General features: G+C 56.7%; 10 protein-coding genes. 6 read left to right on the top strand and 4 right to left on the bottom strand.

The annotated features are described in order from the left end of the window. Positions 1–27: 27 nt before the first annotated feature. On the bottom strand, positions 28–975 hold the full coding sequence (locus CDA56_RS09185) for an AEC family transporter (protein WP_025106124.1): 948 nt from the start codon (positions 973–975) through the stop codon (positions 28–30). Between the two features lie 417 nt (positions 976–1,392). Here CDA56_RS09185 and CDA56_RS09180 point away from each other — a divergent pair, with 417 nt between their 5' ends. Continuing rightward, the gene (locus CDA56_RS09180) at positions 1,393–2,727 is read left to right on the top strand and encodes a 2-hydroxycarboxylate transporter family protein (RefSeq protein ID WP_025106125.1); all 1,335 of its coding nucleotides are present in this window, start codon (positions 1,393–1,395) and stop codon (positions 2,725–2,727) included. A gap of 64 nt (positions 2,728–2,791) precedes the next feature. Here the strand turns inward: CDA56_RS09180 and pyk are convergent, their stop codons facing one another. After that, a complete protein-coding gene (pyk, locus tag CDA56_RS09175) occupies positions 2,792–4,234 on the bottom strand; it encodes a pyruvate kinase (protein WP_004852109.1) in 1,443 nt (480 codons plus the stop codon). A 125-nt stretch (positions 4,235–4,359) separates the two neighbouring features. Beyond that, positions 4,360–5,265 (bottom strand): MurR/RpiR family transcriptional regulator, encoded by a 906-nt coding sequence (locus tag CDA56_RS09170; protein ID WP_161505349.1) that lies wholly within the window; start codon positions 5,263–5,265, stop codon positions 4,360–4,362. Between the two features lie 325 nt (positions 5,266–5,590). On the opposite strand from CDA56_RS09170, the gene zwf reads away from it, so the two are divergent. The 3 genes from zwf (at position 5,591) to CDA56_RS09155 (ending at position 9,777) form a co-directional block, all read left to right on the top strand. Further along, positions 5,591–7,066, top strand: a complete 1,476-nt coding sequence (gene zwf / locus CDA56_RS09165) for a glucose-6-phosphate dehydrogenase (RefSeq protein ID WP_004122041.1) — start codon at positions 5,591–5,593, stop codon at positions 7,064–7,066. 220 nt (positions 7,067–7,286) lie between these two features. Further along, the gene (gene edd / locus CDA56_RS09160) at positions 7,287–9,098 is read left to right on the top strand and encodes a phosphogluconate dehydratase (protein ID WP_025106126.1); all 1,812 of its coding nucleotides are present in this window, start codon (positions 7,287–7,289) and stop codon (positions 9,096–9,098) included. Positions 9,099–9,135: 37 nt separating this feature from the next. Next, on the top strand, positions 9,136–9,777 hold the full coding sequence (locus CDA56_RS09155; RefSeq protein WP_004103368.1) for a bifunctional 4-hydroxy-2-oxoglutarate aldolase/2-dehydro-3-deoxy-phosphogluconate aldolase: 642 nt from the start codon (positions 9,136–9,138) through the stop codon (positions 9,775–9,777). A 45-nt stretch (positions 9,778–9,822) separates the two neighbouring features. Here the strand turns inward: CDA56_RS09155 and purT are convergent, their stop codons facing one another. After that, positions 9,823–11,001, bottom strand: a complete 1,179-nt coding sequence (purT, locus tag CDA56_RS09150) for a formate-dependent phosphoribosylglycinamide formyltransferase (protein WP_004852102.1) — start codon at positions 10,999–11,001, stop codon at positions 9,823–9,825. 135 nt (positions 11,002–11,136) lie between these two features. On the opposite strand from purT, the gene CDA56_RS09145 reads away from it, so the two are divergent. Together CDA56_RS09145 and CDA56_RS09140 are read left to right on the top strand one after the other, a co-directional pair. Beyond that, complete coding sequence (locus tag CDA56_RS09145) at positions 11,137–11,496, top strand: YebG family protein (protein ID WP_104011306.1); 360 nt, start codon at positions 11,137–11,139, stop codon at positions 11,494–11,496. Between the two features lie 144 nt (positions 11,497–11,640). Beyond that, entirely contained in the window at positions 11,641–12,321 is a 681-nt protein-coding gene (locus CDA56_RS09140) for a tellurite resistance TerB family protein (protein ID WP_025106128.1), read from the top strand. Positions 12,322–12,382: the final 61 nt, after the last annotated feature.

Below are 12,382 nucleotides of genomic sequence, written 5' to 3'. Positions count from 1 at the left end.
GGAATTCTTCGGGCTTTATTTCAGTGATTAAGAGATTAAATAAATCATGAATCCTTCAGTGACGACGCCCACTGCGGTACCGAGCAAAATAGAGGATGAGGCGGGCTCGATATAGGTATCGCTGCGCAGGGCAAACATCCCTGCCGCAATGGCGGAAGGCGTCGCGCCGATGATAATGACCTGCTGCATCAGGCTATGGCTGAGCCCGAAGGCGAGGCCGGCTACGGCCATCATGGCCGGCTGGAGCAGATTCTTGATGCTGATATTGGTACAGGTTTGAATATTGACCGTAGGACGTTCGCCGTAAAATAGCAGCCCAAGGGCGAACAGGGAGAGGCCGCCCGCCACTTTTCCCACCATCTCAATGGGCATGCTCAGCATGTGCGGCAGCTGTACTCCGGCAAGGCTGAGCAGTACCCCGGAAATCGGTATCCAGACGATCGGGTTTCGGACGGCTTTAAACAGGTTTTGCAGGATAAGCCGCAGCGGATTAGGCTGTTCCGCGTCAGCGCGGCCGCGCTTGTCACCCATGCGAATCAGGATGATGGTCAGGGGGATCATCAATACGCTGGTCACCAGGTTACCGATAAGCACGCCGAGAAAACCCTCCGGACCAATCAGCACCGCAAGCACGGGAGCGCCAAAGTAGGCCATGTCGGGGAACGCGCACACCAGGGACTGAATCGCGCTGGTTTTAATATCATGACGAAAAACATAGCGTGAGATCAGGAGCGTGAGGATATATGACCCCATCAGACCGATGACTAACACCGCCATAAAGGTGAAGTTTTTCATCTTATCGGGATGAGTATTCAGTGCGCCGATAAAAAGATGGAAGGGAAGCGCGAAACGAATGACCACCGTGGCCAGTACGGACGCATCCTCGCGGCGGGTATAGCCCAGCTTACCGCTTAGCCATCCGAGCAGCATGATAAACACCAGGGGAAAAAGGGATTCTAAGAGCAGTGAAGGCATAAGATGTCCTGAAAATATATTATCGGCTACGTTGTGTTTTTTTAATCTAGCGATCCCATAATATTTAAAAGGTGATAGTCATCACAGTCGCTGGGGTTTAAATAATTTCGTCTTAAATACTTTACTTACAAATAGAGAAAAAAGGACAGAGTCATCACTTTATCTCTCTGCTATTCAGTTATACCGATGCCAGTAACTTTAGTTTCAGGGTAATAAATTAAATTACTTAAAATAAATATTATGCTTTAGTCACAAAGCACGACAGTAAAACCTGGATTTTATTTTTTAATGTTAACGTCCTGTGCTAACGTTTTTTTTGTTTCATTGGTATTTTGCCTGGCATTTTTTTATTTATTTGATTGCGCGCTTTTAATATTGCGTCGATACCCTACGTGACATCATTATTCAGGTAAAAATATGGAAAATAACTCACTCAACCACCCGATAGATAAAACGCTGCCGAGCGGGCAGGCGCCACGACTTTTATCCAATATTGAGGTCGGCGCCGTGCCGTTGGTGCTCTTTATCGGGATAGCGGCAATTGTTGCCATCTCCGCGACCGCAGGCCTGCTGCCGAAGAACATGATTGGCGGTCTGGCGGTAATCATGACCCTGGGGTTCGCGCTGGCTAAAATTGGCCGAATGGTGCCAATCCTCAAGGAGGTTGGCGGCCCGGCCATTTTGTGCCTGATGACGCCGTCGGTGCTGGTCTATTTCGGCATGTTCGAAGCGCATACCCTCGATACCGTGCACTTGCTGATGAAAGAGGCCAACCTCCTCTATTTCGTCATCGCCTGCCTGGTCGTCGGCAGCATTCTGGGCATGAACAGAACCATCCTGATTCAGGGAATGGTACGTATGTTTGTCCCGCTGGTGGTGGGGACCGGGGCGGCGATCTTAACCGGCCTGCTGGTGGGCAGCCTGTTTGGCTACAGTTTCTACCACACCTTTTTCTTTATTATCGTGCCGATCATCGGCGGCGGTATCGGTGAAGGGATCCTGCCCCTGTCGCTGGCCTATTCAGCTATTCTCGGGCAAACGCCCGACGTTTACGTGGCGCAGCTGGCGCCGGCTGCCGTGGTGGGCAACATTTTCGCCATCATCTGCGCCGGTTTTCTGGCGCGCATGGGGACGCGACGTCCTTCGCTCTCCGGCAGCGGAATGCTGATCCGCAGCCATGAAGATAACAGCGTCTTTGCGCAAAATCAGCGCGCGCAGCCCACGGATTTCCAGCTGATGGGGGCCGGATTATTAATGATTTGCGCGTTTTTTATCGTCGGCGGTCTGCTGGAAAAGGTGGTGCATATTCCGGGGCCGGTGCTGATGATTCTGGCCGCGGTATTTTGCAAATACGCGAAAGTTATCCCGGCGGCGATGGAACTGGGGGCGCACAGCTGCTACAAGTTCGTCTCCGCCGCGCTGGTTTGGCCGCTGATGATAGGCCTGGGAATGCTGTATGTTCCTCTGGAAAGCGTGGTCGCGGTCTTCTCGGTTGGCTACGTGGTGGTTTGTGGCTCAATCGTCATTGCGATGGCGCTAAGCGGCTTTCTTATCGCTTCTCGTTTGAATATGTACCCGGTCGAAGCGGCCATCGTCACCAGCTGCCACAGCGGGCTTGGGGGGACGGGAGACGTTGCCATTCTCTCGGCATCAAACCGAATGGGATTAATGCCTTTTGCCCAGATAGCCACCCGTATCGGCGGCGCGTCGACGGTGATTACCGCCACGCTATTGTTGAGCTGGCTTGCGTAGTTTAGCGGGCGAGGGGGCAAAAAAATACCTGCCAGCTGCGGCGCTGGCAGGTAGGTGGAGAGGCTTACTCGACGGTCAGAATGCGGGTGGTGTTGGTGCTACCGATGGTGCTCATCACGTCACCCTGAGTGACGATAACCAGGTCGCCGGTCACCAGATAGCCTTTATCACGCAGCAGCGTTACCGCGTCGTGCGCAGCGGCTACGCCTTCATTGACGCTATCGAAATGCACCGGGGTCACGCCGCGATACAGCGCGGTCAGGTTCAGCGTGCGCTCGTGGCGAGACAGCGCGAAAATCGGCAGGCCGGAGCTGATGCGGGAAGTCATCAGCGCGGTCCGACCGGATTCCGTCATGGTAATGATAGCGGTGACGCCCTTGAGGTGGTTCGCCGCGTACATGGCGGACATCGCAATGGCTTCTTCCACGTTATCGAACTGAATGTCCAGGCGGTGCTTGGAGACGTTGAGGCTGGGGATTTTTTCCGCGCCGAGGCAGACGCGCGCCATCGCGGCAACGGTCTCAGACGGATACTGGCCCGCGGCGGTTTCTGCCGACAGCATCACGGCGTCGGTGCCGTCCAGCACGGCGTTCGCCACGTCCATGACTTCGGCGCGGGTTGGCATCGGGTTGGTGATCATCGACTCCATCATCTGCGTCGCGGTAATGACCGAGCGGTTCAGCTGACGGGCGCGGCGGATCAGCGCCTTCTGGATGCCGACCAGCTCCGGATCGCCGATTTCCACGCCGAGGTCGCCGCGTGCCACCATGACAACGTCGGAGGCGAGGATCACGTCATCCATCGCGTCCTGATCGCATACCGCTTCCGCGCGCTCGACTTTGGCGACGATTTTGGCATCGCAGCCGGCATCGCGCGCCAGGCGACGAGCGTAGTTCAGGTCTTCGCCGCAGCGCGGGAAGGAGACGGCCAGGTAATCGACGCCAATTTTGGCGGCGGTGATGATGTCCGCTTTGTCTTTCTCCGTCAGCGCTTCTGCCGAGAGGCCGCCGCCCAGCTTGTTAATACCCTTATTGTTGGACAACGGTCCGCCGACGGTGACTTCGGTGAATACCTTCATGCCCTGAACTTCCAGGACCTTCAGCTGTACGCGGCCGTCGTCCAGCAGCAGAATGTCGCCCGGAACCACGTCAGCCGGGAGCCCTTTATAGTCGATGCCGACTTTCTCTTTGTCGCCTTCGCCTTTACCCAGGTTTGCGTCGAGGAGGAATTTATCGCCGATATTGAGGAAAATTTTGCCTTCTTTGAAGGTGGAAACGCGGATTTTCGGCCCCTGTAGGTCACCGAGAATCGCGACATGACGGCCCAGTTTCGCCGCAATCTCACGGACTTTATCCGCACGGATCTGATGATCCTCCGCGGTGCCGTGAGAGAAGTTCATACGTACCACGTTAGCGCCTGCGGCAATAACCTTCTCAAGGTTGTTATCGCGGTCGGTAGCCGGGCCTAAGGTAGTCACGATTTTGGTTCTGCGAAGCCTTCTGGACATGTAATACTCCGTTGACTGAAACAACTTTGGTGTTGCGTGAACATGGATTCGGTAGCGCCGACGAGCAAAGTCGCTATACCGGAACGTTACCGACGGTGTAATAGGATAGTGCTTTGTTTCTACTTTTATTGGTCATTGCTGTGTACGCTGAGCTCTTTATCAAAGCGCGATTCCTTGAGCGCTTCCTTGACCCTCTTCAAGTTATCTCTGAATTTTGCTCCCCGCCGCAGGGTGAAGCCGGTCGCCAGGACATCAATCACCGTCAGCTGCGCTAAGCGGGAGACCATCGGCATATAGATATCGGTATCTTCCGGTACGTCCAGGGTAATCGCCAGCGTTGATTCCCGGGAAAGCGGCGTGCCGGGGGAGGTAATCGCGATCACCATCGCATCGTTTTCGCGGGCCAGCTGAGCCAGCTCCACCAGGCTTTTAGTCCTGCCGGTATGCGAGATGATCACCACCACATCATCGTCATTACAGTTCATACAGCTCATGCGTTGCAGGACGATGTCGTCGGAATAGATCACCGGCACGTTAAAACGGAAAAACTTGTTCATCGCGTCGTGGGCGACGGCGGCCGAAGAGCCCAGGCCAAAAAAGGCGATTTTCTTCGCCTGCGTGAGCAGGTCAACCGCGCGATTGATCGCCGACATGTCGAGAGAATGATGGACCTGATCTAAACTGGCCATGGCTGACTCAAATATCTTTCCCGTATAGGACTCAACGCTGTCGTCTTCATCGACGTTGCGGTTAACATAGAGCGTACCGTGCGCCAGGCTTTGTGCAAGATGCAGTTTGAAATCCGGGAAACCGCGCGTTTCCAGGCTGCGGCAGAAACGGTTAACCGTGGGCTCGCTGACGCCGGCTTCCAGCGCCAGGGCGGCAATACTTGAATGAATGGCCTGCGCGGGGGTAGCAAGGATGACTTCCGCCACTTTGCGTTCAGATTTGCTAAGGTGTTCCAGCCGGGACTGGATTTTTTCCAGCATATTCATGGGTAATCGGGCGCTCATCAATGGAAGCGATTTCATTAATGGGTGAAATCATCAGGCGTTTTAGCAAGAATATACCCCTCCGTAGTCGGAAACGGTGAGGAATGACCTGAAAATATGTTGTTTTTTTTCATTACATGATCAGAGTCGTATTTTACTAACTGATAATCGGTCGAAACAACGAACAATATTAGCCGCATGCCCAAAATCTCAGCCTCTATTTTCCACCCTGTGCGATTTAGCAGCGGGAACGGCCGCTGAGGGTTTCGGGAAATTCGTAAACACAGTACGATGCAGTGAAAGAAAATTACAAATACAACTATAGTCTGGCATAAGCACCGGGCTATCAACTAAGGAGAATGACATGGCGGTAACGCAAACGGCCCAGGCATGCGATCTGGTCATTTTCGGCGCGAAGGGTGACCTGGCGCGACGTAAATTGCTGCCTTCCCTGTATCAGCTTGAAAAAGCGGGCCAGATCCACCCTGACACCCGCATCATCGGCGTCGGTCGCGCCGACTGGGACAAAGACGCTTACACCAAGGTAGTCCGTGAAGCGATGGAAACCTTCATGAAGGAGAAAATCGATGAAGGTTTGTGGGAGACCCTGAGCGGGCGTCTGGATTTTTGTAACCTTGATGTCAACGATACCAAAGCGTTTACCCGCCTGGGCAAAATGCTCGATCAGAAAGAGCGGGTGACCATTAACTATTTCGCCATGCCGCCGAGCACCTTTGGCGCGATTTGCAAAGGTCTGGGTGAAGCGAAGCTGAACGCCAAGCCGGCCCGCGTGGTGATGGAGAAACCGCTGGGTACCTCCCTGGAAACCTCCCGCGAGATCAACGATCGGGTGGGTGAGTTCTTTGAAGAGTGCCAGGTCTACCGTATCGACCACTATCTGGGTAAAGAGACGGTGCTGAACCTGCTGGCGCTGCGCTTTGCCAACTCGCTGTTCGTCAATAACTGGGACAGCCGCACCATCGATCACGTCGAGATCACCGTGGCGGAAGAGGTGGGCATTGAGGGCCGCTGGGGCTACTTCGATCAGGCCGGGCAGATGCGCGACATGATCCAGAACCACCTGCTGCAAATTCTGTGCATGATTGCCATGTCCCCGCCGTCAGATTTGACTGCCGATAGCATCCGCGATGAAAAAGTGAAGGTGCTGAAATCGCTGCGCCGCATTGACCGCACCAACGTGCGTGAAAAAACGGTGCGCGGCCAGTACACCGCCGGTTTTGCCCAGGGCAAAAAAGTGCCGGGCTACCTCGAGGAAGAGGGGGCCAACAAGTCCAGCCATACAGAAACCTTCGTGGCGATCCGCGTGGATATCGACAACTGGCGCTGGGCGGGCGTACCGTTCTACCTGCGTACCGGTAAACGTCTGCCGACCAAGTGTTCCGAAGTCGTGGTTTACTTCAAAACGCCGGAACTGAACCTGTTCAAAGAGACCTGGCAAGAGCTGCCGCAGAATAAGCTGACCATTCGTCTGCAGCCGGATGAAGGGGTGGATATCCAGGTGCTGAACAAAGTACCCGGACTTGACCACAAGCATAACCTGCAGATCACCAAGCTGGATCTGAGCTACTCGGAAACCTTTAATCAAACCCACCTGGCGGATGCCTACGAGCGCCTGCTGCTGGAAACGATGCGCGGTATCCAGGCGCTGTTCGTCCGTCGTGATGAAGTGGAAGAGGCGTGGAAGTGGGTCGACTCCATCACTGAAGCCTGGGCTGCCGATCGCGATTCGCCGAAACCGTATCAGGCGGGTACCTGGGGGCCGGTTGCCTCCGTGGCGATGATCACCCGCGATGGTCGTTCGTGGAACGAGTTTGAGTAATCGCCAGCTCCTCCGTCAGGGTTATTTTACCGGTAACATGATCTGACGCAGCAAGTCGCGTAATTTTTAATCTTTTAAGCCCCGGAGGATTCACCCCCGGGGCTTTTTTTATTACACTGCCTGCAGATATTTTGCCCCTGAGCCCCAGTACTGGTGCCCTAAGCCCCTAAAAGTACCGCTAAAGCGCTGCGGCCGGACAGATGAAATTTGAGGAGCCTTTATGAATTCTGAAATGTTACGGGTAACAAATCGCATCATCGAACGCTCGCGCGATACCCGCGAAGCCTACCTCGCCCGGATTAACCAGGCCAAAACCGACACCGTTCATCGCGCCCAGCTGGCATGCGGTAACCTGGCCCACGGCTTCGCCGCCTGCCAGGCGGATGACAAAGCCTCGCTGAAAAGCATGCTGCGCAATAACATCGCCATTATTACCTCCTACAACGATATGCTGTCCGCCCACCAGCCCTATGAGCGCTATCCGGACATTATCCGCAAAGCGCTGCACTCCGCGAACGCGGTAGGCCAGGTCGCCGGCGGCGTTCCGGCGATGTGCGATGGCGTGACGCAGGGGCAGGACGGGATGGAGCTGTCGCTGCTCAGCCGCGAAGTGATTGCCATGTCCGCCGCGATTGGCCTGTCGCACAACATGTTTGACGGCGCGCTCTACCTCGGCGTCTGCGATAAAATTGTCCCCGGCCTGGCGATGGCTGCGCTGTCGTTCGGCCACCTGCCGTCCATCTTTATCCCTTCCGGGCCGATGGCCAGCGGCCTGGCGAATAAAGAAAAAGTGCGCATTCGTCAGCTCTATGCGGAAGGCAAAGTGGATCGTATGGCGCTGCTGGAGTCCGAAGCCGCGTCTTACCATGCGCCTGGCACCTGTACCTTCTACGGTACCGCCAATACCAACCAGATGGTGGTTGAGTTTATGGGGATGCAGCTGCCCGGATCGTCATTCGTGCATCCGGATGCGCCGCTGCGCGAAGCGCTGACCGCCGCCGCCGCCCGCCAGGTGACCCGCCTGACCGGCAACGGTAACGAGTGGATGCCGCTGGGCAAAATGTTTGATGAAAAAGTGGTGGTCAACGGGATTGTCGCGCTGCTGGCAACCGGCGGCTCTACCAACCACACCATGCACCTGGTGGCTATGGCGCGGGCGGCAGGGATTATCATTAACTGGGATGATTTCTCCGATCTCTCTGACGTGGTGCCGCTGCTGGCGCGCCTCTACCCGAACGGCCCGGCGGATATTAACCACTTCCAGGCGGCTGGCGGCGTGCCGGTGCTGGTGCGCGAGCTGCTGAAAGGCGGCCTGCTGCATGAAGATGTTCACACCGTGGCCGGCTTCGGCCTCTCTCGCTACACCATGGAACCCTGGCTTAATAACGGCGAACTTGACTGGCGCGAAGGGGCGACCGCGCCGCTGGACGAACAGGTTATCGCCACGTTTGACAAACCGTTCTCTCGCCACGGCGGCACCAAAGTGCTGAGCGGTAACCTCGGACGCGCGGTCATGAAAACCTCCGCCGTGCCGGTTGAAAACCAGATTATTGAAGCTCCTGCGGTGGTTTTCGAGAGCCAGCATGACGTACTGCCCGCCTTTGAAGCGGGGCTGCTCGACAAAGATTGCGTGGTTGTCGTCCGTCATCAGGGGCCAAAAGCGAACGGCATGCCAGAATTACATAAACTTATGCCGCCACTTGGTGTATTATTGGACCGCCGTTTCAAAATTGCGCTGGTAACCGATGGTCGTCTCTCCGGCGCATCAGGCAAAGTGCCATCGGCGATCCACGTGACGCCAGAAGCGTACGATGGGGGCCTGCTGGCGAAGGTACGCGATGGCGATATCATCCGCGTCAACGGCCAGACGGGCGAGCTAACGCTGCTGGTCGATGACGCAGAGCTGGCCGCGCGTCAGGCGCATATTCCTGACCTGAGCGGTTCGCGCGTGGGAACCGGCCGGGAAATGTTCGGTGCGCTGCGTGAGAAACTCTCCGGAGCAGAACAGGGCGCAACCTGCATCAATTTTTAAGACGATTCGATTTATAGATCTGGCGAGAGAAAATCTGATGAAAAACTGGAAAACAACTGCAGAAGCAATCCTCACCTCCGGTCCGGTAGTACCGGTAATCGTGGTGAAAAAGCTGGAACACGCTGTGCCAATGGCGAAAGCGCTGGTTGCAGGCGGCGTACGCGTACTGGAAGTGACCCTGCGTACCGAGTGCGCGATGGACGCTATCCGCGCGATCGCCAAAGAAGTCCCGGAAGCGATTGTCGGTGCCGGTACCGTCACTAACGTTGAGCAGCTGAAAGAAGTGACCGAAGCGGGCGCGCAGTTTGCTATCAGCCCTGGCCTGACCGAATCCCTGCTGAAAGCGGCGACCGGCGAAGGCACCATTCCGCTGATCCCGGGGATCAGCACCGTATCCGAGCTGATGCTGGGTATGCAGTATGGCCTGAAAGAGTTCAAATTCTTCCCGGCGGAAGCAAACGGCGGCGTGAAAGCGCTGCAGGCGATTGGCGGCCCGTTCGCGCACATTCGCTTCTGCCCGACTGGCGGCATCTCTCCGGCGAACTATCGCGACTATCTGGCGCTGAACAGCGTACTGTGCATCGGCGGCTCCTGGCTGGTGCCGGCGGATGCGCTGGAAGCCGGTGATTACGACCGTATCACCAAACTGGCTCGTGAGGCGGTAGAAGGCGCGAAGTAATCTTCGCGCACTCACCAGAGGCCCGGTCTGCGACCGGGCTTTTTTTTATCCTGCGACCACGACCGCTGACGCCGCCGCTTTGGCGCGCGCAACAGCTTCCTCAACGTTATCGGCTATCGCCAGCGTCACGCCCAGACGACGCGAACCGTCAATTTCCGGCTTGCCGAACAGACGCAGCTGCAGTCCCGCGCCGACCGCGGCCTGAATATTGCTGAAAGTGACGTTCTGGCTGGTTAGCTGCGGCAGGATCACCGCCGAGGCCGCCGGGCCGTACTGGCGAATCGCGCCAATCGGCAGGCCGAGGAAGGCGCGAACGTGCAGGGCGAACTCGGATAAGTCCTGTGAAATCAGCGTGACCATACCGGTGTCGTGCGGGCGCGGCGAGACTTCGCTAAAAATCACCTCATCACCGCAGACGAACAGTTCGACGCCGAACAGGCCGTAGCCGCCCAGCGCCAGCACCACTTGACGGGCGATTTCCTGCGCGCGTTCCAGCGCCAGCGCGCTCATCTGCTGCGGCTGCCAGGATTCACGATAGTCGCCATCTTCCTGGCGATGACCGACCGGCGCGCAGAAGTGTACGCCATCCGCGGCGCTGACGGTGAGAAGGGTAATCTCGAAATCAAAATTCACCACGCCTTCAACGATAACGCGTCCGGCTCCGGCGCGGCCGCCCTGCTGCGCATACTGCCAGGCGTCAGCCAGCTGTTCGCTGGAACGAATAAAGCTCTGGCCTTTACCCGATGAGCTCATTACCGGCTTGACGATGCACGGCAGGCCTATCCCGGCGACGGCTTCGCGGAAGGCGGGTTCGCTGTCGGCAAAACGGTAGGCGGAGGTCGGCAGCTTCAGCTCTTCAGCGGCCAGGCGGCGGATCCCTTCGCGATTCATGGTGAGCTTTGCCGCGCGCGCGGTGGGGACGACTTTCTGCCCGGCCTGCTCCAGCGCGACCAGTGTATCGGTGGCGATGGCCTCGATTTCCGGCACGATAAAGTCAGGCTTTTCCTGCTCAATCAGCGCCTGCAACGTTTCGCCGTGCAGCATATTGATGACGTGCGAACGGTGTGCGACCTGCATGGCCGGAGCGTCAGGGTAACGATCGACGGCGATGGTCTCAATTCCCAGGCGCTGGCATTCAATGGCCACTTCTTTACCCAGTTCACCGGAACCTAACAGCATTACCTTTGTTGCCGCAGGGCGCAGCGCCGTACCTAATACAGTCATAACTCTCTTCCGCAGTAAAAAAACATGCGCCGCATTATAAACGAAAACGTTTGCGCATGTCTTTATGCGCGTCATTTGAGTTCGGGGAAGAAATTTGATATACTGTATAAAAATACAGTACTGAGAGGCTGCATCATGGCGGTTGAAATTAAATATGTAGTGATTCGCGAAGGTGAGGAAAAAATGTCTTTTGCCAGCAAAAAAGAGGCCGATGCTTATGACAAAATGCTCGATCTGGCGGAAGTACTGAACGACTGGCTGGTTGAATGCCCGCTAACGCTCGATGAAGAGCAGCGCGATAGCTTGGCGATGTGGCTGGCCGAACGTAAAGACACCCTCAACCATATTTTGCGCTCCGGTAAGCTGCCGGAAGCCGAGGGCGCCGCCGAGGCGCCAGCCGATCGCGCAGAAGCAGAAGAGGGCGACAAGACCGACGACGTCGTCGAATCTGAAGCCCCGGCGCCGGCGAAGCCGCGCAAAGCGAAAGCGGCCTGAGCTACGCTGCCGCCGCCAGCGCTTCTGGCGGCAGGCTCCCGCGCTTCCCGGCGCGACATTTGCTCATCTTTAGCTGCCGATAACGTTTCCTGACGTCGCGTCGTTTAGGCTGGTGGTATCGCTTATCGCGCAACGAGGAAATGTATGGCTAACTGGCTTAATCAACTGCAGTCTCTGCTGGGTCAGCAGGGGCGGTCTTCTTCATCTGACGATCAATCAAGCGGCAAAAATTTACTCCTGCCGGGCGCGCTTGGCGGGCTGGCCGGGCTGCTGGTCGCCAGCAAATCATCGCGCAAGCTGTTAGCCAAATACGGCACCGGCGCGCTGCTGGTCGGCGGCGGCGCGGTTGCGGGCAGCGTTTTATGGAATAAATATCAGCAGAAGATGCGCGCCAGCGCGCAGCAGGCATCGGCTGATGTCGCGCCCGCACAGGCGCCATCTCCCGCACCGGCCGAACTCGACGCCCGCAGCGAACGGCTGATTATGGCGCTGGTCTTCGCCGCTAAAAGCGATGGACATATTGACGAACGCGAGCGGGCAAATATCGAAGAGCAGCTGCGTGCGGCAAACGTCGACGTCCAGGGCCGGGTGTTAATTGACCGGGCGCTGGCGCAGCCCCTCGACCCGCAGAGCCTGGCGCAGGGCATCTGCAGCGAGCAAGAGGCGCTTGAAGTTTACTATATCAGCTGCGCGGTCATTGATATTGACCACTTTATGGAACGCAGCTATCTGAACGCCCTCGGCGAAGCGCTGAAGCTCCCGCAGGAAGTGCGTGAGGATATCGAACGGGATATTCAGGCGCAAAAACAGGCCGTAACGCTCTAAATCCGCACGTTTCGCTTGCATCGCTGGCGACTTTTGCCACCCTTATATATTGTGTAGTCAC

The organism is Klebsiella michiganensis, assembly GCF_002925905.1.
GTDB classification, from domain to species: Bacteria; Pseudomonadota; Gammaproteobacteria; order Enterobacterales; family Enterobacteriaceae; genus Klebsiella; species Klebsiella michiganensis.
The sequence above is the reverse complement of the archived record's forward strand: the minus strand, read 5'-3'. Positions and strand labels throughout refer to the sequence as shown.